Origin of the sequence: Pedobacter duraquae (assembly GCF_004362245.1) — a bacterium.
GTDB classification, from domain to species: Bacteria; Bacteroidota; Bacteroidia; order Sphingobacteriales; family Sphingobacteriaceae; genus Pedobacter; species Pedobacter duraquae.
In genome coordinates this window covers 58,968-85,744 of sequence record NZ_SNWM01000001.1, presented here as the reverse complement: position 1 = coordinate 85,744, position 26,777 = coordinate 58,968, and the positions used below count along the sequence as shown (strand labels likewise).

Annotated in this window: 29 protein-coding genes; 17 read left to right on the top strand and 12 right to left on the bottom strand. The window is 41.0% G+C overall.

Annotated elements, in window-relative coordinates; translation table 11 throughout:
* The first annotated feature begins 8 nt into the window (after positions 1-8).
* A complete protein-coding gene (locus tag CLV32_RS00440; protein WP_133551360.1) occupies positions 9-1,133 on the top strand; it encodes an FAD-dependent oxidoreductase in 1,125 nt (374 codons plus the stop codon).
* 7 nt (positions 1,134-1,140) lie between these two features.
* Here CLV32_RS00440 and CLV32_RS00435 read toward each other — a convergent pair whose 3' ends face one another.
* Together CLV32_RS00435 and CLV32_RS00430 are read right to left on the bottom strand one after the other, a co-directional pair.
* The gene (locus tag CLV32_RS00435; protein WP_133551359.1) at positions 1,141-1,839 is read right to left on the bottom strand and encodes a DUF1826 domain-containing protein; all 699 of its coding nucleotides are present in this window, start codon (positions 1,837-1,839) and stop codon (positions 1,141-1,143) included.
* A complete protein-coding gene (locus tag CLV32_RS00430; RefSeq protein ID WP_133551358.1) occupies positions 1,829-2,725 on the bottom strand; it encodes a winged helix-turn-helix domain-containing protein in 897 nt (298 codons plus the stop codon). Before CLV32_RS00430 ends, CLV32_RS00435 begins: the two co-directional genes overlap by 11 nt.
* Before the next feature lie 172 nt (positions 2,726-2,897).
* On the opposite strand from CLV32_RS00430, the gene CLV32_RS00425 reads away from it, so the two are divergent.
* The 3 genes from CLV32_RS00425 (at position 2,898) to CLV32_RS00415 (ending at position 5,044) form a co-directional block, all read left to right on the top strand.
* Positions 2,898-3,905, top strand: coding sequence for a ligand-binding sensor domain-containing protein (locus tag CLV32_RS00425; RefSeq protein WP_133551357.1), 1,008 nt, complete (start codon positions 2,898-2,900; stop codon positions 3,903-3,905).
* A 196-nt stretch (positions 3,906-4,101) separates the two neighbouring features.
* The gene (locus tag CLV32_RS00420) at positions 4,102-4,452 is read left to right on the top strand and encodes a DUF1330 domain-containing protein (RefSeq protein ID WP_133551356.1); all 351 of its coding nucleotides are present in this window, start codon (positions 4,102-4,104) and stop codon (positions 4,450-4,452) included.
* A gap of 16 nt (positions 4,453-4,468) precedes the next feature.
* Positions 4,469-5,044, top strand: a complete 576-nt coding sequence (locus CLV32_RS00415; protein ID WP_133551355.1) for a Crp/Fnr family transcriptional regulator — start codon at positions 4,469-4,471, stop codon at positions 5,042-5,044.
* On the opposite strand, the gene arsB is transcribed toward CLV32_RS00415, so the two are convergent.
* From arsB to CLV32_RS00395, 4 genes are read right to left on the bottom strand one after another with little or no spacing between them, the layout of a single operon-like run.
* On the bottom strand, positions 5,041-6,123 hold the full coding sequence (gene arsB, locus CLV32_RS00410) for an ACR3 family arsenite efflux transporter (RefSeq protein ID WP_133551354.1): 1,083 nt from the start codon (positions 6,121-6,123) through the stop codon (positions 5,041-5,043). The two genes, CLV32_RS00415 and arsB, sit on opposite strands and share 4 nt — an antisense overlap.
* Positions 6,120-6,542: an arsenate reductase ArsC gene (locus CLV32_RS00405; protein WP_133551353.1), complete on the bottom strand. Its 423-nt coding sequence runs from the start codon at positions 6,540-6,542 to the stop codon at positions 6,120-6,122. Before CLV32_RS00405 ends, arsB begins: the two co-directional genes overlap by 4 nt.
* Before the next feature lie 17 nt (positions 6,543-6,559).
* The gene (locus CLV32_RS00400) at positions 6,560-7,129 is read right to left on the bottom strand and encodes a DUF6428 family protein (protein WP_133551352.1); all 570 of its coding nucleotides are present in this window, start codon (positions 7,127-7,129) and stop codon (positions 6,560-6,562) included.
* Positions 7,130-7,164: 35 nt separating this feature from the next.
* Positions 7,165-7,494: an ArsR/SmtB family transcription factor gene (locus tag CLV32_RS00395; RefSeq protein WP_133551351.1), complete on the bottom strand. Its 330-nt coding sequence runs from the start codon at positions 7,492-7,494 to the stop codon at positions 7,165-7,167.
* 267 nt (positions 7,495-7,761) lie between these two features.
* On the opposite strand from CLV32_RS00395, the gene CLV32_RS00390 reads away from it, so the two are divergent.
* From CLV32_RS00390 to CLV32_RS00360, 7 genes are all read left to right on the top strand, one after another.
* Entirely contained in the window at positions 7,762-8,508 is a 747-nt protein-coding gene (locus CLV32_RS00390; protein ID WP_133551350.1) for a DUF6630 family protein, read from the top strand.
* Between the two features lie 4 nt (positions 8,509-8,512).
* Positions 8,513-9,169 carry a hypothetical protein gene (locus tag CLV32_RS00385; RefSeq protein WP_133551349.1) on the top strand — a complete coding sequence of 219 codons (657 nt, stop codon included), beginning with the start codon at positions 8,513-8,515 and terminating at the stop codon, positions 9,167-9,169.
* Positions 9,170-9,383: 214 nt separating this feature from the next.
* The gene (locus CLV32_RS00380; protein ID WP_133551348.1) at positions 9,384-10,010 is read left to right on the top strand and encodes a DUF2306 domain-containing protein; all 627 of its coding nucleotides are present in this window, start codon (positions 9,384-9,386) and stop codon (positions 10,008-10,010) included.
* 60 nt (positions 10,011-10,070) lie between these two features.
* Entirely contained in the window at positions 10,071-10,451 is a 381-nt protein-coding gene (locus CLV32_RS00375; protein ID WP_133551347.1) for a DoxX-like family protein, read from the top strand.
* Between the two features lie 8 nt (positions 10,452-10,459).
* On the top strand, positions 10,460-11,194 hold the full coding sequence (locus CLV32_RS00370) for a DUF2071 domain-containing protein (RefSeq protein ID WP_133551346.1): 735 nt from the start codon (positions 10,460-10,462) through the stop codon (positions 11,192-11,194).
* On the top strand, positions 11,185-11,946 hold the full coding sequence (locus CLV32_RS00365) for a class I SAM-dependent methyltransferase (protein WP_133551345.1): 762 nt from the start codon (positions 11,185-11,187) through the stop codon (positions 11,944-11,946). Before CLV32_RS00370 ends, CLV32_RS00365 begins: the two co-directional genes overlap by 10 nt.
* A gap of 11 nt (positions 11,947-11,957) precedes the next feature.
* Positions 11,958-12,353 carry a hypothetical protein gene (locus tag CLV32_RS00360; protein ID WP_133551344.1) on the top strand — a complete coding sequence of 132 codons (396 nt, stop codon included), beginning with the start codon at positions 11,958-11,960 and terminating at the stop codon, positions 12,351-12,353.
* A 3-nt stretch (positions 12,354-12,356) separates the two neighbouring features.
* Here CLV32_RS00360 and CLV32_RS00355 read toward each other — a convergent pair whose 3' ends face one another.
* The 5 genes from CLV32_RS00355 to CLV32_RS00335 form a co-directional block, all read right to left on the bottom strand.
* Entirely contained in the window at positions 12,357-13,649 is a 1,293-nt protein-coding gene (locus tag CLV32_RS00355; protein ID WP_166641845.1) for a DKNYY domain-containing protein, read from the bottom strand.
* Positions 13,650-13,696: 47 nt separating this feature from the next.
* Entirely contained in the window at positions 13,697-14,476 is a 780-nt protein-coding gene (locus CLV32_RS00350) for a hypothetical protein (RefSeq protein ID WP_133551342.1), read from the bottom strand.
* Between the two features lie 237 nt (positions 14,477-14,713).
* Complete coding sequence (locus CLV32_RS00345) at positions 14,714-15,640, bottom strand: helix-turn-helix domain-containing protein (protein WP_133551341.1); 927 nt, start codon at positions 15,638-15,640, stop codon at positions 14,714-14,716.
* A gap of 8 nt (positions 15,641-15,648) precedes the next feature.
* Positions 15,649-16,572 carry an SDR family oxidoreductase gene (locus CLV32_RS00340; RefSeq protein ID WP_133551340.1) on the bottom strand — a complete coding sequence of 308 codons (924 nt, stop codon included), beginning with the start codon at positions 16,570-16,572 and terminating at the stop codon, positions 15,649-15,651.
* A 128-nt stretch (positions 16,573-16,700) separates the two neighbouring features.
* On the bottom strand, positions 16,701-17,504 hold the full coding sequence (locus CLV32_RS00335) for a hypothetical protein (RefSeq protein WP_133551339.1): 804 nt from the start codon (positions 17,502-17,504) through the stop codon (positions 16,701-16,703).
* 221 nt (positions 17,505-17,725) lie between these two features.
* Between CLV32_RS00335 and CLV32_RS00330 the strand changes: the two genes are divergently transcribed.
* Positions 17,726-18,109, top strand: a complete 384-nt coding sequence (locus CLV32_RS00330) for a hypothetical protein (RefSeq protein ID WP_208110928.1) — start codon at positions 17,726-17,728, stop codon at positions 18,107-18,109.
* 79 nt (positions 18,110-18,188) lie between these two features.
* Here the strand turns inward: CLV32_RS00330 and CLV32_RS00325 are convergent, their stop codons facing one another.
* Entirely contained in the window at positions 18,189-19,520 is a 1,332-nt protein-coding gene (locus CLV32_RS00325; RefSeq protein ID WP_133551337.1) for a Gfo/Idh/MocA family protein, read from the bottom strand.
* Positions 19,521-19,801: 281 nt separating this feature from the next.
* Between CLV32_RS00325 and CLV32_RS00320 the strand changes: the two genes are divergently transcribed.
* The 5 genes from CLV32_RS00320 (at position 19,802) to CLV32_RS00295 (ending at position 26,758) form a co-directional block, all read left to right on the top strand.
* A complete protein-coding gene (locus CLV32_RS00320; protein ID WP_133551336.1) occupies positions 19,802-20,164 on the top strand; it encodes a BlaI/MecI/CopY family transcriptional regulator in 363 nt (120 codons plus the stop codon).
* 1 nt (position 20,165) lies between these two features.
* Positions 20,166-21,605 carry an N-acetylmuramoyl-L-alanine amidase gene (locus CLV32_RS00315; RefSeq protein ID WP_133551335.1) on the top strand — a complete coding sequence of 480 codons (1,440 nt, stop codon included), beginning with the start codon at positions 20,166-20,168 and terminating at the stop codon, positions 21,603-21,605.
* A gap of 32 nt (positions 21,606-21,637) precedes the next feature.
* Positions 21,638-24,013 (top strand): outer membrane beta-barrel family protein, encoded by a 2,376-nt coding sequence (locus CLV32_RS00310; RefSeq protein WP_133551334.1) that lies wholly within the window; start codon positions 21,638-21,640, stop codon positions 24,011-24,013.
* Positions 24,014-24,684: 671 nt separating this feature from the next.
* Positions 24,685-25,317: a TetR/AcrR family transcriptional regulator gene (locus CLV32_RS00300; RefSeq protein WP_133551332.1), complete on the top strand. Its 633-nt coding sequence runs from the start codon at positions 24,685-24,687 to the stop codon at positions 25,315-25,317.
* Positions 25,318-25,711: 394 nt separating this feature from the next.
* Entirely contained in the window at positions 25,712-26,758 is a 1,047-nt protein-coding gene (locus CLV32_RS00295) for a hypothetical protein (RefSeq protein WP_133551331.1), read from the top strand.
* The last annotated feature ends 19 nt before the right edge of the window (positions 26,759-26,777 follow it).

Below are 26,777 nucleotides of genomic sequence, written 5' to 3'. Positions count from 1 at the left end.
TTTGTGGCATGTTACTTAAAGATAAGCAAGTAGCCATTATAGGTGCGGGACCTGTTGGCCTCACCATGGCAAAATTATTACAACAAAAAGGAATAGACGTTACGGTTTATGAGCGGGATGAAGGCCCTGAGTCGAGGATCTGGGGTGGTACATTGGATTTGCATCGCGATTCCGGTAAAATCGCATTGAAAGCTGCTGGTTTGCTAGCGCAGTATTACGCTAAAGCCCTGCCCATGGGCGTTATTCAGGCTGACAGGGAAGGAAGAACTTTATCTATTACTGATCTAACTGAAGAACAGGAGCTCGACAATCCGGAAATTAACAGGAATGATCTTCGGAAGGTGTTGCTTGACAGTCTGCAAACAGATACCGTTATATGGGATCATAAATTTGCCGGCCTGGAAGCACAGGACGGGGAATGGCTACTGCATTTCGATCATCAAGAAACTGCCGTGGCTGATCTTGTGATCGGTGCAAATGGAGGAATGTCGGCGGTGAGAAGTTACGTGACGGATACCGCTGTAGAAGAAACAGGAACTTTTATTATACAGGGTGATGTACCAAGACCTGAAATCAACTGTGCGGAATTTTACCGTTGGTGCGACGGTCACAGGTTAATGGCAGCTCATGGAGGCAACCTGATTGTAGCGAATCCATTTAACGGAGCTTCATTAAGCTACGGTGTGATCTTTGAGAAGCCAGCAAATTGGAAAGGAATGGATTTCGGCGATACAGCGTCTGTTGCGGCATTCCTTTCTAATAGGTTTGATGGGTGGAACGGGATTTACCACCAGCTCTTCAATTCTACCTCTTTTTTTGTTGGGTTAACTACCAAAATACTCCCGGTTGATCAACCATGGAAAGATGGCCGACCGTTGCCTATCACATTGATAGGAGATGCTGCCCATCTAATGCCACCATTTGCCGGGCAAGGCGTAAATACCGGACTGATAGATGCTACTGTATTAGCCTCAAATCTTACAAACGGAGTGTTTGCAACGATATCCGCTGCGATTAGCGATTATGAAAAGCAAATGTTCGTTTATGCGTCAAAAGCACAAAAGGAATCAAGAGCAAATGAACTGGTGATGCGGCAATCAGACTTTTCTTTTGCCCGTTTTATGAATCGTTAGCATTCGATCAACAAATGAGTAGTAACCGGTATTCACCATCATTTTCTTTTGGCGCCCGGTGAATACAAGGCAGGGTCTCTTGGCCTGGGTGATCAACTGTTAATCTCCACAGATGACCTAAGCCCAAATTTACCGGATGAGCACCAGGTTTAGGTTGATAGTGCAGGTCGAAGTAATTTTCGATCAAAAAATTGTTGAATTCTGATTCTGAACCCTCATTTAATTCCTGAAGCTTTTTTCGGATTTCCGGGATTAAAATTTTTTGCTCCGCCTGATCATTTGCCAATATATCACTTGATGTACCGTAATACGTGCATAGAAAAGTATCTGTTGCGATTGGTGAGCGATCTACATGATAAGAATATACGTCTGTTGAAATAAAATCCAGTTCCTCATCCCGTTGATAACTTCTTATGAGATTGAGTGACGGCGAGGCGCCAAAATCTTTTAGTAGTTGAAAATCATTTAAAATAATAGCTCTTGCAATACTTCCTTCTTCTGACAGGCTGAGCGCCAAGAGATTTTCAGTATCTACCTCTGTAATGTCTTGTTCTAACCGAAGTTTAGATACAATTTCTTCAAAATCGCCATCCAAATCTCTGTACCAGCAACTCGCATTCAAAGCGCCCTCGAAGTGGGTATTAACAAGTTCGTGAAATGTATTGGCAACTCTAATTTGATTGCTTTCAGAAAAATTATCGACCATTATTAACTTCAAGCTTATATCCTTTGCCTCGTACAACCACGATTTTGACGGTTGGATCAGATTCTATTTTTTTTCTAAGTTTTGAAATGAACATATCCAGGCTGCGTCCAACAATAACACCTTCATCCTCCCATATTTCCTTTTGCAGTCGGCTTCGTTCTATGGTCTCGTTGGGCGTCGATGCAAAAATTAGCAGTATCCGCGTTTCCGTGCCGGTTAGGTCGGTGATATTTCCATTTATATTGATTTTCCTGTTCTTGGCATCAAACAATATCGATCCTAAAGTAAATACGCTGTCAAATTGAGGTCCAGGTAAAGCTCTTCCGGGTTTAACAGATTTCAAAAAGATGAAACCCACAAAAGCTAAAAACGGCAGACTACCCAGAAGGTAACCACTTTTTGCCTTACTTATTCCCGTTGGTTTGAATTTAACATTGATTAAGTAACGTGCTGTAGGCTGCTCTCTTCCTGTACAGGACACGATGTCATCTTTCTCATTTTTGGATATCGCATATCCATAAGCAACGCCCGGATTTCCATAATTAAGTACGTTAACAACATAATCGAGCGCAAGGGGGTCTTTCACTAACAAACGCTGGGTTATCTCCACCAGGGAATCAGTTTGAAAAGTAAGTTCATGCTCAAAACTTATCTGGTACTCATTTTCCCCGATCTTTTTTAACGGGAGCACCCTTGATATACTGTCTCCAGATTTAAGGAGGAGCTCATGTCCAATTCTGCGGAGCAAAACTTCCCTTCTCGCCATAGCAAAATCATCACTATCGTTCATACTGAAAGAAGCGCAAACTATAGAAATTGATACCAGGAGGATCAATCCAAAAAGATACTTGGCTTTCCCGGACAGGAGATTTCGGCTATTGAGCATTTGTCAAGTTGTTAATTTACAAAGTTTACATTTTTATTTACAATCCCTATTATCCAGACTGAAAGATATCAAAGTAATTTCGCTGAACCAATGGTAATCAGACAGAAAGGATGCTTGATTGTCTTTGCCATAGACCTTAAGCAAATATCCATATTAAATAAATAAATAAATTATGAAATACATACACCTATATGCTTTGTTCCTGATGTTTCTCTTTTGCGCTTCCTGTAAAGGACAGGCAAAAACAGGCGTCCTAAATGACACGGTCAGTTCTCAGGGACCTGACAAAATGGTTCGAAATGTAAAAAAGGGCAAAGACGGCAGTATTTTAATTGCCGCGTCACTTGCTGGTATTTTTCGATATGATGGACGGTCATTTACCAATCTCACAAGTAACATAGGGGCGCGTAGATTTTGGAATGTATTGGAAGACCGGCAGGGTAATGTATGGTGCGCGACCACTGAGTCAGGAGTTTATTGTTATAATGGAGCATCCGTTCGGCATTTTACGACCAAAGAGGGACTACCCAATAATTCTGTTATGTCTATCTATGAAGATAGAGCTGGCACTATTTGGTTTGGGACTAGAGGAGGCGCAAGCCGTTATGATGGTAAATCTTTTCAAAATTTAACAACTAAGGAAGGCCTTTCCAACAATGGTGTCCATACGATCCTTGAAGATAAAAATGGGAAATTTTGGTTCGGCACAGGCGGAGCAGCTTGTTCCTATGATGGAAAGACCTTTACTGTTTTCAGAAATAATGAAGGTAAAACCTTTAACAACGTTTGGTCGATCATCGAAGATAGAAAAGGTAATATTTGGTTCGGCGCCTCGATTACAGATTATAAAACAGGTGATACTTTATTCATATCACCTGGGCTTTGGCGTTATGACGGTAATCGCTTTACAAAGGTAACAGAGCGGGCTGCTTCTGCGATCATGGAAGATACGAAGGGAAACATCTGGACTACTGGCTCAGTAAGTCCAAATGGGGTTGGAGATTGGATACTCTCACGGTACGATCAGAGCACTCTATATGATGAAAAGCCGGCTGTAACTAAGATAACTTCAATAAAAAAGATGCTTTGTGGTATTTTGGAAGCGAACGACGGAAGTATCTGGTTTGGATCTATCAATGGGGTATATCGTTATGATGGGAAAACAATTGTAAGAAAATAATGGTGATTTCTAAACCGTCTGGATCACATTTGTGACAAAACAGACATATTTAATTGATTGAATTTTCGGAAAGCGCTATAAAACACTTCAACTACCTGAACTTTTTTCTGACACAGGCTAACCATCTTTGTATAACGAAAAAAAGGGCATGCCAGGAAACTAGCAGCACGTAAACTAAAATGACAAACAAAAGATTATGATCACATTTCCCAAATTTGAATCAGGTCAGGGACCTGTGTTGATGTTAAACTTAATAAAGTTCAAAGACAAGAAGATCTATTTTGAGCAATACATACCGGCATTTGGCCAGGTGGTGAACCAGTTAGGCATTGAGGGTGTGAACGTACAATTAGTTGGAGAAGTAATTGCAAATATCATAGCTGATGAAAATGACCAGTGGGACGAGATCGTGCTCGTGGAATATCCGAGTGCCGAAGCATTCATGACCATCGCGCAGAGTGAGCTTTACCAGCAGTTAGCCGATCCGCTTCGCGTTGCCGGAACAGCAGAGCTTAAATTGATCATGACGCGCAAAATTGACTTTTAAAAGTTATAATTGCAGTATGTCAGAACTTATCCTGTCTAATTTTGCGATGCACATAGCACTTGCGCCAGACGAACAGGAGCATGTGCTTAACTTAATGCAGCAAAAAACTGTCGCCAAGCGCAGTTATTTGCTGCATCCTGGTGAGGTAGATCGTCATATTTATTTTGTTAACGAGGGTTGCTTACGCATGTTCCATACTGATCTGGAAGGGCAGGAGCACAACCTTTGCTTTTATCCCGAGAACTGGTGGGCCTGCGACATCGTGAGCTTTTTTAAAGCTAAGGCTGCAACGAATACAATCCAGGCGTTGGTAGATTCAAAGCTGTACTACTTTACGCTACCTGATCTGGAGCGACTTTTTACTGAGATTCCTAAATTTGAACGTTTTTTCAGGATCCTCACCCAAAATGGGTTCGACATGTTCCAGCGAAGGGTGATGTCCAACTTGTCGAAAAATGCCGAACAACGGTACCGCGAATTCCGCAGGCATTACCCTGGTCTTGAGCAACGGATATCCCAAAAGCACATTGCCAGCTACCTGGGTATAACCGCTGCGTTTCTCAGCATGATGCGCAAAGAAAAGGATCTTTAATTTTCTGACATAGAATTTTCAGAATAAAACTTTTTCCTGAACCAAAATGCAAGATTTACTAAAGCGATCAGTGCAGGAACTTCAACAAGTGGGCCGACTACACCGGCAAACGCCTGACCGGAATTAATCCCGAAAACTCCAATTGATACAGCAATTGCAAGTTCAAAGTTATTTCCCGTAGCTGTAAAGGCTATAGATGTACTTCTGGAATAGTCTGCCCCAAAATATCGTCCGGCAAAAAAACTTATTACAAACATGATAGCGAAATAAATTGCTAATGGGACTGCGATGCGAACTACATCCATCGGGATTTGAACGATCAGCCTGCCTTTTAAGCTAAACATAATGACTATCGTGAATAGCAATGCAATTAACGTAACAGGTGATATTAACGGTATAAATTTGTTTTGAAACCAGTGTTCGCCCTTTAGTTTGATTAAAGCATATCTGCTGATGATCCCCATGGCGAATGGTAAGCCTAAATAGATCCCTACAGATTTAGCAATCTCGCCAATAGTAATATTAATTTCAAGGCTTTTTAACCCGAAATAAGGCGGTAAAACAGTTATGAAAATATAGGCAAAAATGCTGTACAATAACACCTGAAAGATACTGTTTAGCGCAATTAAACCAGCAGCATACTCCCTATTACCTTCTGCCAGTTCATTCCAAACAACTACCATGGCAATGCAACGGGCAAGGCCAATCAATATTAACCCCACCATGTATTCCGGGTAATCCCTTAAAAAAGTAATGGCCAGAAGGAACATGAATAGCGGGCCTATTACCCAATTCAATATCAATGAAACAGTGAGGACTCTAGTATCTTTAAATACTTCTCCCATTTTTTCGTATTTCACTTTAGCTAATGGCGGGTACATCATTAATATCAATCCAATCGCAAGCGGAATATTTGTTGTTCCACTCGAAAAGGAATTTATAGCGCCGGTGGATGAGGGTATGAAATAGCCAACACCTACACCAATTGCCATAGCAATGAATATCCATAGGGTAAGATATCTGTCTAAAAAACCAAGTCTTTTGCGCTCTGCAGCGGGCGCACAGCTGTTAGCACTCATTTTTGTTGTATATATTGATTTACGAAATCTGCTGAATATGCTTTTATCAGTTCCCGTACCTGTCTAAATTCAGCCATAACTTCTTTTTCGGTGCCTATTGCTTTTGCGGGGTCAGGAAAATTGTGGTGAAAGCGGTCTACTTTGCCAGGAAAAAAAGGGCAGGCTTCGTTCGCATTGTCACATACAGTAATCACTGCATCAAAGGAAATATTTGAGTATTCATCCACATGATTTGAGGTATGCGCCGAAATATCGATGTGATCTTCCGACATAATTTGTATGGCTCTGGGGTTAACACCGTGTGTTTCTATCCCTGCACTATAAATCTCGGCCTTACCTGCTGCAAAATGTCTTAAATAGCCTTCTGCAAGTTGACTCCTGCAACTATTACCAGTGCAAAGCACTAATATTTTTTTCATATATTTTCTATTATTGATCAGCAACAACCTGAACCAGGTTCACAAGATGTGCCGGTATTAGCAAGGTTTACCATTTCTAGTTTCGGTTTTTCTGTTTTTGACACAGGTGCACAACACTCTTCCCCAGAATCCGTTGTTTCGCAACTATCGCCTCTTGAAATTGCCTTGCATTGTGTGAAATCAGGGATCAAGTTTACGATAAGGTTATTACCTGTTATAATAAATTGCCCGGGATACATCTGTCTGGTATCAAACTGCGAATTGCCGAACTCTATTTTTACCGTTCCTAATGGATTTAAAGTCAGTGATTTTTCTACCAGGTTCACTATTGATAACGCTTTGCTTACCTGCATTGCTCTTTCATTGTCTTGTACTGAAGGTTCCCAAAGCTGTACGATGATCTCTGTCCACGTATTCATTTTCCCACCACAATCAACAGATACAATCGGCGCCTGTTTAATTTCCGTAATATGGTAAGATGCGTCGACCCATTTTTCTTCTGCATACTGGAATTGCAATGCCAAGTCTTGGTGTTGCGCTAACTTGGTTTTAAATGTTTGCCAGTTCATTAATTCTGTAGTATTCATATATTGCAATTTTACGATTGATTAAATCAAATTTTTTAACAGCAGCTATCGACAGACTGATAGGATCCTAAAAATCGGCCAAATTGTTTTTCCAATAGCTTCCATGTTTTAGGGTTGATACAATAGCAGACTTTAACCCCTTCAATAGTGCCTTGTATGATTTCTGCGTTTTTAAGTTCCTTTAAATGTTGAGATATGGTGGCTTGTGCCAAACCCAGTTCATCTACAAGGTCTCCACAAATGCATGCTTTTGCAGCGATAATTTGTTGGAGAATCGCAATGCGCGCTGGATGGGCCAAGGCTTTTAGTAGCATGGATAATTGATTTTGTTCCTCGGTAAATATTTCTGTCTTCGTAAGTCCCATAATTATATATCGCAATATTACGATTGTAATGTAACAATGCAAAGTTTTTTTTAAGAAAGATTTAATTCTCGCAAAATATGAACAGAATCGAACTCCTGAAAACTAGCTTTTTGCTATTCCAACTTTGAATTTTAGGGTTATCCAATAAAGAGAATTAGATATTGTCTAAAAAAAGCTTTCTACTTATGTATTATCGGATAATTTAACTCAACAGCTGAGATTTGGACTGTTTTTTGAACAGTTATATTAGAAGCTAATAAAAGGCATATGATTACCGAAGCCCTACAGGCCTTTGCCAAAACATTAATGGATCCTGAGCGGTACGAAGCGTTGCTGGTATTTATGAAGGATAGGGATGAGCTGCCCCAAGATCAATTTTTGAGCAACAACAAACGGATATTAGAGCCTGTTATTGATGTGGATAGTTACATTGGTGATCCGGAAATCATTGATGAACAGGTCATCTTATTGGCGTTTGCAGTTCATCACAAATACGTCTATTCTGTTGACTGGAGCGGCGAAGAGCATCCCGGGCAGGTCAAACGAGCTGTTGGCAATATGCTTAAACTTCATTTTAACGTCGAAACCTATCAATGGAAAAAGTTAAACATTGACTTACAACATACTAAAAGGGGAGACTATCTACCTTTACTGTTTAGCCTATTGAACGATGATCTGGAAAATCATGGCTTCTCTATTGGATTTTTCGATACGGGTGATGATGAATATCATTATTTTGTGATGGAAAAAATTAAGTTTCAGCGCCTTTTGGAACTTCAGGACTCGGCACTGAATGTAATAGATACCAAAACTTACCAACTTTACCTAATTGGTGGATATACAGCCAAGATTATCCTCTATCTAAAAAACAAGTTTGCCATACCACTAAACGAGATTAAAACATTTATCGCCAACGGCGATGTGCTAGTTGAAACTGGTAACCGGAATTTCATAGCCTACCATCAGAAGCTCATCGGTGAGCTGGGTGGAGAAAGCCGCATTCAAACATTATAACCTCATGGAAACAACACAACCTTTTTGCGTGAAATACATTTATATATCCTTTGCACTTGTTTTTACTTTAGTGCAGATCAACGTGCTCGCTCAAAAAACTAAGACCAAAGACAATTTTAATTATCTGGTAAGAGAGGAAGAAGGCGACTTAAATAAAGATGGGAAAATGGATAGAGTTACAGTCCATATGGACACAACAAATAAAACCAGCCCGTTAAGATTACAGATTATGCTGTCGCAACCGAACGGAAAATTGGCTTTAGCAGTCTCTTCAACTCAAATTATTGAACCTCAATATCCCGCCGACAAGCACGGAGCATATAATGGATACCAAATTCCGGATTTTAGAATTGAGAACGGAAATTTATTGATGTGGAGTGAAATTAAAGGAGGAAATATTACATACCAATTTAGATATCGCAACGGGAATTTCGAGTTAATTACAATAGATAAATTAACTAACAATTCAACGAAAGGATATATTGACGAAAACACCATATTCACAGAGACTAAATTCAATTTAGTTACCGGAATCAGGATCGAAACTGATGATACGAATTCAACGAAAATATTGAAGAATAATAAAAGAAAAAAAACAGTTTTGATTAGGCCTTTACCTAAAATACAGAACTTTAAATTTTCTGATAAGGATCGATATTAACAGTGAGTTGGGGTATTGAGCCGGAATGGTTAACCACAATCCTGATTGTTAAAAAAGACATTGACCTCAGGTAGCTTCGATAGTTCGCAGCTTGATATATTTCAAAAAAAAAAACTTTTCATCTCATGTAACGCTGCAGGCGTTGCATGCGTCAAAGAGTTGTATTTATGTGTTGCGAATGAAGCTCACCAATTAATACTACTCCCTTATTAAAATGAAAAAAAAGATCTTGTGGTTCCTGTTTGCTTTGTTTGCGATACTTATCGGATTATATCCATCGATCTATTTTTTTATGGATGGAAAAACCGGCTTATTAAGCAGTAAACCGGATTGGATTTTAAATAGCACAGTTTGGCATATTTCCTTCTACACCCATATCCTATTGGGCGGATTGGCATTACTGATTGGCTGGCTCCAGTTTAATAACAAAATAAGAATCAACAAGCCACAGGTACACAGGAATATCGGGAAGATATACATTGTATCGGTCTTGGTAAGTGCTATCGCGGGCTTTTACATTGCCTTGTTTGCAGAACAAGGACTGTGGGCTTCACTCGGCTTTGTATGTTTAGCCATCATCTGGTTTACAACAACCTTGATGGGGTACATCACAATCCGGAATAAGCAAATCATAAACCATCAGATATTCATGATCTACAGCTATGCAGCATGTTTTGCTGCAGTAACCTTAAGAATTTGGCTACCTCTTTTAATTATGTCTACTGGAAATTTCGGTAAATCGTATATCATAGTAGCCTGGCTTTGCTGGATTCCCAATCTGCTTGTTGCGCATTTAATCGTTAGAAAGTTGGCCACTCAAAAAACGCGCGTAGCCTTTTAAAACTAAAACAAATCCATCATCTTTCTGTTAGTCACATCATTAAGCTCACGATCAGAAAAGATGAAGAAATCGACCATACACAGCCTGCTCACTTATGGAATTTCTGCCATCTGGATGATCAACGGTCTGTTTTGTAAGGTATTCAATCTCGTTCCCAGGCACCAGCTTATCGTTTCAACTATCTTAGGGAATGCATATGCCAGACCACTCACCATAGCAATTGGAATTTCCGAAGTTGTCATGGCAATCTGGATTTTAAGCAGATTCCAAAGCAGGCTAAATGCCGTACTTCAGATCATTGTGATTGCCGTGATGAATACCATGGAGTTCATTTTGGTACCTGAACTGCTATTGTGGGGGCACCTCAATGCGGTATTTGCTGGAATGCTGATTGTCACTGTGTATTACAACGAGTTTATCCTTAACATTAGAAATATTTAAACGGCCTCATGCTATCATTCTTAAAAGACCATCCATTTGCTGTAGAAGCTTTCTTTAAAAGCTCGCTCGTGCTAACTTTCGCGGTTCCAAAAGATCAGTTGAAAGACCTTATTCCTGAATGTTTACAGCTAGACACCTTCAATGATGAGTGGGCATTTGTGGCAGTAGCAATGGTGCAGACCGAGTCATTGCGCCCCAAAGGATTTCCTAAATTTATGGGTAACGACTTCTTTTTAATCGGCTACCGTGTATTTGTGCGTTATACCACAAATGCAGGAAAGAACTTACGTGGACTCTATATATTAAAATCTGAGACCGATAAAAAGAAAATGGAAGTGATGGGGAATATGTTCACCCATTATAACTATACAACAACTGATATCCAGCAAAATAGTCAGGGGAACACCCGCGAAATCACATCAAATCAATCCAGGTTTAACCTTAAGGTGGAGATGGGCGAAGAAATTCCTTTACCCGAGGGTTCTCCGTTCGCAGATTGGAAGGAGGCAAGACGATTTGCCGGCCCATTGCCATTTACTTTTACCTACAATAAAGAAACAAAAGAAGTACTCATCATTGAGGGGGTTAGAGAAAACTGGACGCCAAAACCAGTAAACGTAATCAAGTATGATTTTGACTTCTTACGCTCGCTAAAACTAGTCGATCCAGTGCTGGCGAATGCATTCATCATTGAAAATATCCCATATTATTGGAAAAAAGGAAGAATAGAAAAATGGAAGTAGCAAGAAGAAAATTTCAGGGTGTATTGAACATTTTAAGTTTCAACAGGCATTTTTATGTATACGGACTTGGCGTTCTAGCACTGATTATTATCAGTCACGCTGTGTTCAGCTATTCCGATTTACTGTTGTGGCTGATCATTATAGCTTTCGTTTATGGGCTAATCATCCCTTTAATTGTATCAGCCTATGTATATGATTTTTCAGGTTATTATAATTTTAAATGGCTCAAAGATTCCGCAGTAGATTTTAAGGCGAAGCAGATCGTAAATATTAACGCAGGCTTTGATGAAACGAGCTTTATATTAGAAAGTAATTTCCCTGAGGCTGAACTCAAAGTCTTTGATTTTTACGACCCCAAGCGCCATACCGAGCCTGCGATTGTGAGGGCCAGAAAAGTGAGTCTTACCTATCCAAATACGGTCGTGATCAAATCAACTCACATTCCTTTGGATAAACAGTCTGTAGATTTGGTATTCCTGTTATCGGCAGCCCATGAAATCAGAGACTACAAAGAAAAGGTAGCTTTTTTAAAAGAATGTTACCGTATTTGTAAGCCGGGCGGCAGGGTAGTGTTGGTTGAACACCTGCGAGACTTCCCAAATTTTCTTGCCTTTACAGTTGGCTTCACGCATTTTTTCTCTGCCAGAGTTTGGAAGAATGCATTTACAGATGCAGGTTTTGCCACCATTAAGGAAAAGAAATTCACTCCATTTATGTCGGTATTTACGGTTGCTCCGCAAAGCATCAAATAAGCTATACTTAAATGGAAATTCATTTTACCATCATCGGGATAGTATTGATTCCCCTTTCAATTGTGCACGTAATCTTTCCCCGGTATTTTGATTGGGGAAGAGAGTTGAAATCGCTAAGCCTGATCAACAGGCAAATGATCTATGTGCATACTTTTTTTGTAGCATTAATGGTTCTGTTGATCGGGATTTTGTGCCTTACCTCAGCCCGGGAGCTGATCCACACTGATCTGGGTAAGAAAATATGTTTGGGGCTAGGTATATTCTGGACGCTCAGATTGATTATTCAGTTTTTTGGATACTCCTCATTGCTGTGGAAAGGCAAAGCATTTGAAACAACAGTTCATATAAGCTTTGCACTGCTTTGGGCGTACATGAGCATTGTGTTTTTAATGGCATATGCTTATTGAGATTTACAACTCTTGTTCGCCGTAGGCTGGGTTCCACAAACGCTTGTAAAATTCAATACTAAATATGGAGGGGCCATCATAGTCGTCGATAGTTTTTGAAAATGCGTTATCTATTGGAAGCTCACTGGTCCTGCCGTCAGTTCCAAGCAGCATTAAAGCCTGATGATAGTTCCCGTTACCTTTGTATCTAGGATGAAAATAGCGTTGCTTTCCACACTGATAAACTGTTCCTTCAATTCTTTCTAACGTTAGGAAGGTTCCTAATCGTTTAAAGTCTGTTACAGTTGCGCCTTCCACGGCGCAAATACCTGTAGTATGTCCGGTATACCTGGGCATGCGTCCGCCTGCTTTGTTCCATTTACCAAACGTAAAGTAAACATTTTTTATATCAGTATAGATGCCATTATCCAGCATCCTGAGCTCCAGACTATTATCCCGTTTCCCTAAAGCTACCAATTCATGGCGCTCTGCATCATAGCAATACACCTTAGCGCCTTGATAAAAAATCGGGTGCCAGCTAAAATCCCTATCCAGTGTAAGTAACTTGAGGTTGCCACTGTTCCGTCGGTCGTCTGCTACAACGATCTTATATTGGTCATTAAAATAGCTTTTGCCATCAAATGCATATTGTGTGCCTAACTGGTCGCCAGAACCGTTAAGTACGGTAAATTTTGAGGGGTTTGCCCCATCTATTTTCATCCCCTTAAAATAAACATGTTTGTTGTCGGCAATATATGCGTCGGCATGTGCTATGCCTTCCTGACTGTATTTAACATGGTGCAGCGATTTCACATCTGCACCGGCCATGCTGTGTTGTTTGTAGTACAGGTTATTTTTATCGAAAGCATAATAACCTCCCAGTCGGGTAAAAGTTGCAGCATCAGCATTTGAAATCAATTTATCTGCATAAAACACCTTGCTTCCGTCCTTACAGAAGTTATTGCCCAAATAGGTTGTCGTTGCAGGATTTAGGCCAGCTACGAGCTCTTCTTTAAAAAAGACATGCCTTATATCTTTGGCCATTGTTCCCTGGTAAGCCGGATCCTTGAGCGGCTGAAAAGTAGCTGGATCTGCGTTCTTTAGCAGAAAGTAACCAGCTCCAGGTTCGTTAAAATAAATCTGTTTTTCGGTGATTGAATATCTGCTGTTTGGATAGGTGATCTGTTCAGTTGTCAGGTTGATGCCAGAACGCTTATTTTCATATTGGAACTTTCTAAATATTATGATACCACCCACTAAAGAAATTAAGAGAATAAGTACGGTGAGGACTTTAGCTGGCTTAATCACACTATTCATGTCTAACATAGTTACAAAATACTTTGGTAAAAGTTTAACAATAGCACTTAGCCCTCGAAAGCAAACCGCTCTGGGATAGCGTAGCCATTTCTATAGGGGATGACTACGCTATCTACCTTTACAGAATTATCATTTAGGCAGTTAAATCTTTCAAGGATAAGCTCAAAGTATTTTTTGCCGGGCATTTTTCTGAAATGGTATTGATTTTCGTCGCAGACCTTGAGTTTATAATCGTCGCCAGCGCCTTCTCCATAATCGGAACGGGTGGGGAAGCTAAAGGTAGTGCCAAGTTTTCCTTTGGTCAGTTCAACCATGGTAAGATTAAAGTTATTTCCCATGTGCGTTTGTCCACCAGAAATCACGATGGCTTTACTCTCCTCACCAATTTGTTCAAATTTCTCAAAGCTACCCGGGTTTCCATACATACCACCACCGCCGGCTTGCAGCCTAAAATCGTTTAGTTTCCATAAACCGTCCAATCTTTTAAAGATAAAAAGGTCGCACCAGCCCAGTGAAACCCCATACATCGGTCCACGGTTTTCTACAACGTACACGTAATATTGACCAGAATGATCTTTGAAGTACTTTAAACTGGCGTCATCACGCGTAATGGTGTCTTCCATACTATCCGTTTGAGGCGAGTTGTCTACCGTGTCATAAATGTGCTGGACCAGCATTTCTGCATCGGCAATACGGAGCGAATCTTTATCAAAAATGGGTATTGTTGTCGCGGCTTTCTCGCCTTGCGCAGTTATTGTAGAATCCTGAATTGGAATATGAGGTTTTTCTTTAGTTGTACAGCTTGATAGGCAAGTTACTACTGCCATTTGGCAAATAATAATAAGGCTAAACTTCCAGGACACAGTACAGACAGTCAGAAACGCTTTATGTACATCTCCGCAACTTAAAACAACATCGGGTTTAGTATGGCCAGAAAAAGTAGAGCTGCTACTAGTCATATAGTTAATAAACTAAATTTGCGGTATAAAAGTTTGTATGAAGCGCGATTAACTCATTCCATCAATAGGCTCTGCATCATGTTTGAATAGCGCGCTTTGAAACAGTCAATTAAATTTAGCACGGAACGCTAATGGCGAAAGGTCTGTTTTCGCTTTGAATAGCTTACTAAAAGACTGTGAATGCTCAAATCCAAGTTGGTAAGCAATTTCTGACACAGATAAGTTTGTAGAAGAAAGCTGTTGTTTAGCTTTTTCAATTAGTTTTTCGTGAATATGTTGCTGGGTGGTCATTCCGGTCAGTGATTTAAGCAGACCACTCAAATAATCAGGTGAAACGTGAAGTTGTTCAGCAAGATAGCTTACCGGCGGCAGCCCATTACGTTTCGCATTTACGTCGTTAAAATAGCCGGTAAGTTCTTCATTTAACCGATCCAATAGCTGGTGGTTAGTTTTTCGCCTGGTTAAAAACTGACGCTGGTAAAACCGATCCGAATAGCTGAGCAAGGATTCGAGCTGAGTGATTATGATATCATGACTAAACTTATCCATGTTATTATGGTACTCTTGCCTGATGTTTGTTAGAAGCTGCAATAGTGTGGCCTCTTCTTTTTCCGAAAGGAACAATGCCTCATTAACCGCATAATCAAAATAACCGTATTGAGCGATCTTTTTAGTCAGGGCTGTATTCCACAGAAAATCCGGATGAACCAGGAGGAGCCAACCCGACTGATCTGGGCTGGCGTATTTCTGTGGATCGAAAATGCTTATCTGTCCTGGAGACATAAAACTCAGTACTCCTTCATCAAAATCATACGCCTGCTGACCGTATTTGAACTTTGCGGGTGACTTAAACCCTCTTTTGAGGGAAATATTGTAAAAGCCATACACGATAGTGCCCGGTACGCCTGCTGGTATTTGATCAAAAGGTTTGATGTCTATAACGCTGATCAATGGATGCTCGGGAGCGGGTGCGCCAAGCAGTTTGTGAAAATCACTGATCGTTTTAATCTCGTAGGGCGTGCTCTTCTCCATTGTGCAAATTAATTATTATTTTGATAAACTGTTAAGGCCCGCGCTACCGCTTGTTTGTAGGTTAAAGGTTTGCGTGGCAATAGTTTTCTGATTGGCGAGGGGTCGCCAACAAGATCTGAGCCTAAGCCACCCAATGCCCCCTTAATTGCTCCTTTAGGTGATTTTGCTATGCGTTCAATCAATGGCGCAGCGAATTGTAAAAGACCTAAGGGGATATGAAGCTTCTTGGGATGCGCATGGCCAACTACGTCTGCAGCTTCATCGATTAACTGGTCCCCAGTCAATATATCATCACTACCCACCTCAAAGCACTTTCCGAAGGCCTCAGGCTGATTCAAAACACCAATCATGTTATAGACCAGATCGTCAACTGCAATGGTGCGAAATTTATTATGGCCGTTACCTATCACAACAGCGACGTTCTTTTTTGCATTTGCCAGCACCATATTAAATCCTTGTCCGCCAATGCCAACGATCATTCCGGGTTGAATCACAGTAACGTCCAGACCACTTTGTAATAGATACTGTTGCGTTTTCCATCGTCCACCCGTCCAGGCATTTGTGGCATCTGCTGAAATGCCGAGCGAGGTGACATAAATCAGACGGGTAACCTGATTTAGTTTGCAGCCTGCGACAATATTTTGTAGCGCATTCATTTCTATATCCATGAAACCAAGTGTTGATGTAGCTTTTTGTTGCGGAGCAAGGGTATGAATAGAAACGTAAACCGCATCTATTGATTCGAGTGCTTGCTCAACTGATTTGGAATCGATGAAATCACCCTTCACAATTTCGCAGCCGCGTTTAGCTAATTCCTCCAGTTTGTCTGGGCTGCGCGCAAGGCAGCGAACGGTAAAACCCTCTTCCAATAATTGGTTGGTTAAATACCCGCCAATAAATCCCGATGCACCAATGACTAAGATCTTTTTCATAATTGCTTTGTTTTATGGTGTAAAGATCTGCGCAAAATGGGTCTGGAATGTGACCAAATCAGGTAGAGTTGTAGCCAAAATCCTCAGTGGCGTGTAATCAAGAATGCCAGATTAACTAAATACATGGGTTATAATATCTCGTACAAGCCAAAATCCGGAGAATAGAGGTATTCCTTTTTACCAATTCCAATTGTTTTTGGAAAGGTCATATCCTCACATTTAAACCTGAGCTTATCAATTTGATAATAAGCGAGATAAACAGGGGTAGCTATTCTGCCATTCCTCCAGTCAATTAAAACATCTTTGTCGAACTTCGGGATATCTTTTTTAGGCTTCGCGAAATCAATTTTAAATAGCTCGCTCTGCCTAACGATTAACGCATTGTTTTTAAGTTCGAAAACATCACAATTTTCTGCTTTCAACAGCGCATTTTCGCAGGGTACTAAACCATATGGCTTTAACAGATTGACTTCATATTTGTCAACCGCCACTGCCCGAAGACTATCACTAAGGTCATTAAAACTGGCTAGCTTATTTTCGATACTATCCCTAAAAACAACCGTTTTGAACTCCTGCACATTTGCATAGGAAGGATAGACGTATTTTTTGCGATTGAAATACATATTGCCCTGCTGATCAATATAGAAAGGTAGCTTCCAGTCATATTGAGCGTTAAAAATCAGCTTATTTGTAGCATCAATTATTTTAAACTCAAACTCGCTTTTATTGGGTTTAAGCAGAATACGGTCGTCTTTCAAAACGATGATTTCACTTAAATCAGTCATATCACTTACCTTCCTGAACTTTGTCTTGTCCTTTAGCAAATCATTGATCATTGGCACCTCCGGATGCGCATCTTTTTTGGGGAAAGGATTGCATCCCAACAAAACCAGTAGGTATGCATATAGTAAGAATGGTAGCTTGTTGTTCATATATACCGTAAGGTAGAAAATCCAATTAGCTGAACAAAATTGCACGATGAATCTCATAAGTTCCAAGCATGAATCTTTATCAACATGCGATTTAAACAAACATTTATCTAAATTGTATGATGTCTAGCTAGTAGTAAGACGTTTAAATCACTTAACTATAAATGAATATAGCAGAAATACTTAAAACACTAAATAACGGCACGCGACAGCAACTAGAACTGATGGCCAGAACCATTCTTACCCGTGGGAGATCACATGCAGACATGAAGGAGTTAAGTCGGCATGCAAGCGAATTCAATGATAAGCTACTGAGGATTGAAAATAAAGATCAAGACTATCTTGCATTATTATTTATCCTCGCTCAGCATTTGAATGAAATAAACCTCGGCAGCTGTGCTTGTTCTATAGTTGAAAAGCCTATGTATAACAGCCCGGAAAGACTGGAAGGGATATTAGAAATACTTAGTGAAACATTCAACGAAAAAGAATATGCGGTGTGCATACATTCCAGGTGCTTAGCATGTGGAAAAGAGTATGAATCTAAGATGGTGGATAGTGGCTTTGGGCAAAAGGTAATCTGGAAAGAAAAGGTTCAAAGATCATGATTATAAACCTGATTGGCGGATAAATCAATAAAAATATCGTCACCCATTATTTTACTATCTATAGGTGATCAGTTTTACATTAGACTTTAGGTAAGCTGTAACCGTTGTGATATTGGGCCAGGAGATATTTATCGTTGATCTGCCGGTCTGTGAACTGGTGTTTTGCATTGTCCCATGATAATTTTTGTCCGCTTCTGAACGCCAGGTTTCCCATTTGGGCAACGGTAGCTACATGTGCAGCATCCTGGATAGAGCAGTTCAGTTCCTCTTTTTTTCTGGATCTGACCACATTAAAGAAATTCACCATATGGTTGTTCAGGCCATTATCTGAAGATTTAACAAAGGGCTTGCTAACTTTATTACCACTTTGCCGCTCTTCAATCACTTCCCAACCGTCGCGACTGAGGATCAGCGTACCGTTGTTACCGATGTAGGCAATGCCATGGTTGCGGTTATAAGATCCGTTATCGATGCCCATGGCAGAATCCCATACCATGTTAAACTTGTCAAACTCATATAAGGTAGTCAGCGTATCCGGAGTTTCTTCATACAGATCGGGATAGGCAAAGCGGCCACCCAATGCAGAGATGGTTTTTGGTACAGGCGAGTTCATACCCAACAAGCCGTAATCCAATAAATGTACTCCCCAGTCGGTCATTAACCCACCGGCATAATCCCAGAACCATCGGAAATTGAAGTGATATCTACTGGCGTTGAATGCTCTTTTATTTGCCGGTCCAAGCCACATGGCATAATCAACACCTGCAGGGGGTAGCGTATCCGGAACAATAGGAGCAGGTTTCATCCAACCCTGGTAACACCATACTTTTACAGTTCTGATATTTCCCAGTTGCCCGCTTTTTACAAAATCAACAGCATCTTTAAAATGTTGCTGACTGCGTTGCCATTGACCTGCCTGGACAACCTTATTGTATTTTTCCTGCGCTTTGACCATGGTGCTACACTCGACAATAGAGTTGCCAACTGGCTTTTCAACGTATACGTCTTTACCCGCCTGTACTGCATGAATCATCATCAGGGCATGCCAGTGATCGGGCGTTCCTATAATTACTGCATCAACATCTTTATTATCCAGCAGCGCACGATAATCTTTATATCTTGTTACTTTCGCGGCGTCAACGTTCATCGTCTTTAATTCGGCCATTCTTTCGTCAAGCACATTGGCATCACTGTCGCACAACGCGGTTAGGTTCACTCCCGGTACTTTGAGTGCCGCTTTGAGGTCAGACCATCCCATGCCTTTAATTCCTATTACACCAATATTGATTTGATCATTAACGCCAATAGTCTTACTGAACAGGGCGTAGGCAGGATTATCTAAGGCAGAAAGCACGGCAGTGGTTCCCACTGCGGTAGCAGTGTAATTGAGGAAATTTCTACGGTTTAACATTTAATTTGGTTTACAGGTTCATACTGGATGTAAAATACGAAATAACAAATCCGAAACCAAGGTATTTAAGGTGTCTATTATTCAGATAGGCGATTATTGTAATAATCCCAATTACTGTAAACATGGATGTCCAATTTGTTGTACTGTTTGTTCGGTCATTAAACCCAAAAGGCGAGCGTACAAAACATGCTTTCTCCGCTGTCATATTTTAATACAACTAATTTTTAGTTATACAACTAAAAATTAGTTGTATACTTGGAATCTATATTTTATATTTGGATATGGAAGAACTTAGCCGTAATGAAGAACGCATCATGCAGATCCTCTGGAAACTGGAGAAGGCATTTGTTAAAGACATTCTGGATCACATAGAAGAGGTACCCAAACCACCATATAATACAGTGTCCTCGATTGTCCGGCTGCTGGAAAAAAAAGGGTATGTTTCCTATAGGGCTTATGGAAAGACCTATGAATATTATCCGTCGCTATCAAAAGAGGAATATACGAAAACCAGCTTCGCCAAACTGATTTCGGGTTATTTTGAGAGTTCGCCGAAAAGGCTTTTATCGTATATTTTGAGGGAGGAGCGCCTGAGCGATGAAGATATCATAGAAATGAAACGCATGATAGAAGAGAAAGACTGATATGGGCATACTGATCTATCTAGCACAGGTATCACTCTGTTCAGCACTGCTGTATCTGTTTTACCATTTCTTACTCAAGCGTACCAGCTTCTTTCAAGAAAATAGGTTTTTTTTAATCCTGGCGCTGGCCTTCAGTTTTATTGTACCCGCAATTGACATCACTTTCGAAAAGGCTGCACTGGTCAACAGTATTCAGGGTGGACCCGAAACCGAGCAACATGCTTTTGGGAAAATTGATACGGGTTCAGGTGTTGCCCTAGAAAGTACGTTCGATCTAATACATACTTTGGTTCTGGGCTATTGGCTCATCGCAGCGCTGATTTTTCTAAGGGGTCTTTTTGCTGTCGCGGTGGTTTTGATAAAGGCGAGGGGGGAAGCTGAACAGCATGGAAGGTTGAAGGTCTTTTACGGGTTAAAGGGCATGGGGAACAGTTCTTTTTTTAACTTAGTATTCCTGGAAAACGCTCAGCTTTCTGACCTGCAGAAAAAGGTAGTCCTGACTCATGAACGGATCCATGCTGAGCAGCGCCACTCATTAGATAAATTGCTGATGCTGCTCTGCAGGTCGATACTTTGGGCTAATCCTGCAATCTATATCTATGAACAGGAGCTGGAAAAGCTGCACGAGTTTCAGGCGGATATACTTTCGGCAGCGCAGTTAGGGCAGAAGGCGTATGCGCGTAGCCTGGTTGATCTGGCAAAGGAAAGTCAAAGCAACTACCCTTTACATGCCTTAAGCACCCATCCGCTAAAGTCAAGGCTTTCCATGTTGTTCGCTCCGACAACAATCCATAGCCTGCGCTGGCGCTATCTATTTTCCGTTCCGCTAGCAATAGGACTTATGATGGTTTTTTCTTTGAAGTTCGTATATGCTGTACCCGCAGGTACCGGTTTTGTCCTAGTGGTAGATGCCGGGCATGGTGGCAAGGATGCGGGGACCACCTGGGGAAATGTTAAAGAAAAAGAACTGGTACTGGATATCGCCAGGCGAATCAGTGAGCATGGGAGCGTGGCAGGCATCAAGGTGCTGCTTACTAGGAATGATGACAGTAAATCGACGCTGAAAGAGCGGGCTAATAACAGGGGTAACCTGTTCATTTCGCTGCACACAGATTCCCTGGCCCCTCAAGTAAACGGAATTCGGATACTGGTGGGCGACAAATCAGCGGTGGTGGAAAAAAAAGAACAGCTATTCACAACACTACTACAAAAACAATTTTCTTTAGATCAGGGCGGACTTAAGGTTGGCAATACTATAGTGCGCACACCCCAGTTATATCTGCTGCGGCAGTACACATTACCATCGGTGGTTTTGGAACTGGGCAACCTGAACAACGATGCGGACCGGACGTTCCTTTTGTCCGCTTCGGGAAGGGAGGCGATAGCTGAAAATATTATGGGCTCGGTAGAAAACTACAGGAGGCAGACCAAGGATAATTAACGAATTATTATTTAAGACAACAACGATAAAAAATGAAAAAAATCTTATCGTCGGGGCTGCTTATGCTCTGCGCATGCCTGTGCTATGCCCAGATCAGGGTAAGCGGAAAGGTAACTGACTCCCTGGGAAACCCCCTTTCTGGCGCCTCAATTTCGATTGCTGCGGGAGCAAGCTTAGCACTTTCTACCAGGCCCAACGCCGAGGGAATCTTCTATTTTGCCGGACTGCATAAAGGGAGCTATCTGCTTAAGATCTCTGAAATGGGATTTGTACCGAAACAGATCGAACTCAGGCTGGAAAGGGACACCAGCGTGGTCATCCAGATGCAATACCAAACAAATCAGCTTGAGAGCGTAGACGTGCAGTTCAAAAGAGCGCTCATTGAAACCCTTACCGATCGCAGGGTTTTCAATGCCGAGGGCAGTGCAGCTGCCATTGGCACAGATTTGCTGGAGCTGCTGGCAAAAATCCCTGGCATCCAGGTTAAAAACGGCGTTGTTTCCCTATTGGGCAGAGGCGCAGCGGGCATCCTGGTGGATGGAAGACAGATCTCGCTTACCGGAGATGATCTGGCTGAATATCTACGAAGCTTGTCGGCCTCAGCGATTGCAAAAGTAGAAATGATCTCAAACCCTCCAGCCGGTTTTGATGCTCAGGGAAGTTCAGGGCTGGTTAATATCATTTTAACGAAAAAATCAGATGAAGGCCTTAAAAGTTCTGTTAACAGCACTTTTTCAAAAGCCACATTTACAACCTTAGCCCTGGGTGGCAACCTGAATTACAAAAAGGGTAAAATGAGCATAAACGCCAGTGTGAATTTTAGAAAAGGCTCACTAGTTCCGGTATCAGAGTCCACAGTGTTTTATAAAAGTTCGAGTTGGAATACAATCGATCGGGATAGGAATTACAGAACGGTGCCTTCCGGACTGGTAGATTTAGCTTATAGTGTATCCGGATCAACAGATATCGGAGCATCCCTGGGCAGGGGTAGTACAGATTTTCATTCTACCGAAGTAATTCGTTCCCGCTCAACGTTAACATCAGGCGTGATAGATCAACTGATCAATTCAGATGCCCAAGCAAAAATGAATTCCAGCTACTACGCGGCGGGTCTTTTTTTTAAGCACAGGTTTAAAACAAAAGGAAATCAAATCGGCTTTAACGCCGATTATTTCAGCTTTAACGACGATAAAAAGCGAAATTTTGACAACACTACATTTGATCCAGTTAATGGTTCAGTGCCGCTGGATTATGCGAACTTTCTTTCGGGTAGTGGGCAGCAGATTGATCTTTATACGTTAAGGGCAGATGTAGAACAGGCGCTTCCACTTGTTCGACTTTCCTATGGAGGGAAGCTTAGTTTGATTAGAAATAACAGTAGCATGTCATTCCTTACGCTGTTGAAGGGCACTTTCAGTCCTGAACCAGATCAGTTTAATACTTTCTCCTACAAGGAAAACACCAGCGCAGTTTATGCCAGCGCTACTGCCAGTGTAGGGGATTGGGATCTACAGATGGGACTGCGGGCAGAGTATACGGCTAACGAAGGCATTTCGGCAGGCAATATCACTAAAACGGATTACATTCAGTTTTTTCCTACCCTGTATCTCAACAGGCCAACCTGGACAGACAGTAAAATAACTTTTTCCTACGGCAGAAGAATAGAACGCCCTCCTTACAGAAAACTCAATCCCTTTAGGTGGTACACCAATCAATTTAGCTTTACAGAGGGAAACACTTTTCTATCGCCCTTTTACACCAACAATCTGGAATTTTCCCATAACTACAAAGGTTTATGGAACGTAGGTCTTTCACTCAGCTCATCTGATGATGCATATGGTGACGTTAATTTCACGCAGGAGGGCTCAATACTACAAGTGATCAGGCCCATGAATTTTATCGGAAGAAAGCTATATCTGATCTCCAACAGTATAACCTTAAAACCAGTATCCTGGTTAGAATCGATCAATCAGGTTGATGTTTTTTACAACCGCTCAACCTCGTCTTTGCAACAGGTCGCAGATAGAAGCGGCTCAGGCGCCTACCTGTCCAGTTCGAACCAACTTACCTTAACGGCAAAAAAAACATGGCTTGCCGACCTGAGCCTGGACTATTATTCTCCAACCAGCAATGTGCTCGGTAGAACAAAGGGCAGGGGTGGAATTGATCTCGGTGTGAGAACTTTTTTAGCGGATAAAAAAATTCAGGTTGCGTTATTGGCTTCAGACGTTCTTAAGACAAGAGCAGAAAAAAGAGAGGTTGTAATCAATGAGATTTTACAGCGCTACTATAATTATAACGATAGTCGACAGATCAGATTAAATGTGAGGTACAATTTTGGAAACCAACAGATTAAGGCTCAGGATCGCAAGGGCGGAAATGAAGAAGAGCGCAGGCGGAGCAATTGAGCAGAAGAAGAATCCTCATCGTAGACATCTATACATGCTTCCTTGCAGAATTGGCATCTTAAATCTGGTGATGGTTCAATATCTTCAGATTCGTTTCCCGTAGGTGGTTCATGATCATATTTCGCCCTTTGTCAGGCCCATACATGTGTCGTTTTCATCATTCCATAAATTTTTTCTGATCCCGGGTTAGCTGGGTTCTTTTGCTTTTATGTCGGAGCTCAAAGCTTTCAATCGTAGGTAGATTGGGAGAAAACTTATCAAAATAGTAATCGAGGGAATAAACAACGCAATGTTACCTTTTTTGTAATAAAAATAAATGGCGGCAGCGAATATAAATGGCCAAAGGATACAGACACCAATGAGGATGCCTTTAAAAAAATCTCTTTGTCTGATTAGTGTTTTGAGATCTTGCTGTGGGGATGGGGTTTTTGTTACCATATTGTTTTTTGCTGTTTATGTTTGGATATCAATAGCGGATAGCAACGCTGTCCCATTGCTGGGCAAGGGCAAAACTAACAAATATTAGTTATATCACAAATATGTGATATAACTAATAAAATGTTTTTAGTTAGCAATGGGCTGATTTGTTTCAAATAGGAAAGCTGTCTGACTGCTCAGCGAATCTTTGACGGTGACATAAAAAAATGCAAATTGCACCAAAGTTGATTCAAATGGCAAGGAAAGTTACAGATGGTCCGGTTAGAAACAAGGAACGTACTAAGTCGAACCTGATAACCTCTTTGGGGGAAATCCTGAAAAAAGATGGTTTTTCCGGACTCAGTATCAGTAGGGTTGCTGATGTGGCCAAGGTAGACAGGAGGCTGATTTATGACTATTTCGGTAGCCTTGAAGGTTTAGTTAAGGAATATCTCAATACAAATGACTATTGGAAGATCAGTCCAGAGGAAATCGGTGATATTGTACTGTCTAGCGAGGGGGATGCTGGAAAGACACTTGCATACAATGTACTGGAGAACCAGTTTGACAGTCTGATTAAGAATGAGGAAATGCGCCGGATCATTACCTGGGGTCTTAGCGAGAAATTGCCGATTTTAAAGGAGCTCGATTTGAAACGTGAAAACATAGGTAATCAGGTTTTGAGTGCGGTCTTCGACAAACACTTTGAAGGTAGTGATAAAAACTTCAGGGCGATGTATGCGTTGTTGATGGGAGGGGTCTATTATCTTACCCTCCATGCCAAGATGCAGGAGAATCCTTTTTGCGGAGTGGACCTGCAACAGCCTTCCGGTCAGGAAGAGATCAAAAAAGCGCTCAAGCAGCTTATTGACCTTGCCTACGCTTAATCGCTGATCCAATTACACTCAATTTGAAATCGCAGCACTAATCTTGAAGTACCGTAGTTGGCTTACAATCTTGTTCACCCAATTCAAATATGATTTTATCACGTAATTGTGATTTATTGTTTATAGATTTGAATTCTTTTTAAGGAAAGGGAGATTTTATGCAGATGCAATACTTTAATGCAACAACGTTGACAGTCTTAGCAAAGCTTATGATCTAAACTCACTTAAAGAATATCTGAATATAATGACTACAATGCATTATGAGATGAACAAAGTTCGCTATCAGGGTATGGGTATTTCCAGACCGAACTTATACTAATTCATTGCGAATTTGTGAATGAGCGATGATGGTCATGGTGCTGCTCAAATTTTGAGGAAATAGAAAATGAAAAAAATGTGGATATGGATTTGTATAGTGTTACTAAATGCCGTTTTAATATATGTTTTTTTTCCAGCCGAAAAACTTGTTGTAGAAAGGAATAAGGAACCTTTGGCTGCCATTTATTCTGGCTTTCAAGAAATCAATGCGGATTACAAATCGGATGTTTTCGAAGTAAGTTTGGTTGCGCGGGTAGTGGTTTCAAGCGCTGCATCTCCAAATCCTATTCGTATTTTTTCCTCAGTTAACAACCAACTGATTTTAGACTGCGATGCAAACGTTAATGAAGAAACAAAATTTGATACCCGTTATTACAAGATAGATAAAATAGGTACAGTTACTGACTCCCTTTATGTTGCTTACCATGGTTATTCGGAACAGTTTATTGACGACTTTATGGTTTACACAAGTGCCAAGGATGCGTACTACACCACCTGGCCCCTTAACGGTGACACCACCAGGCGTCAGCTAGCTGAGCTGAATGGTGATTTCAGCTGGGAGGATGAAAGGCTGGAAGCCAAGCTTAAAGCAATAAAGGCAACTGCGAAATATTATTTTATCACCGCAGTACTAAATGATGATGTTTGGTACAGACAAGTTTACTTTTATGCTGATCAAAAATGGTACTTGCTATGGCAAAAAATGAAAGGTTACACTGATGTGCCCGACGAGGATAGCGGTCGCAGATACCGTAATGTTGTTTTTCGCAGTGGAGAAGTAAGTTTTGAAATTCCTAAAAATGTAAAGCTCTTGCATTTTCATCCGCAAGAAAAAATTAAATATTATCACGTTATCGGCGGTGGAGCTGGTGGTTTCAGTGTTTACAATTGGCGAGGACAGGGATTTTTTGAAACCAGTATTGCAGGCAGGAATTTTGAATTTATGGTTCCTAAACTGGTAGTGGAAAAAGAGAAGCACAACGAGTTTAAACCAAGCCTATATACTGTTACTGAACCCGGCTCTTCCACTGAACTTTATAATCCTGCCTTTTATCATTCATCAAATGGTTTTTCATTTTATGCTCCAGCGGGAAAGGAATTGTTTTTGATTAAGGTAAAATGATCTACCATTTCACCCGACT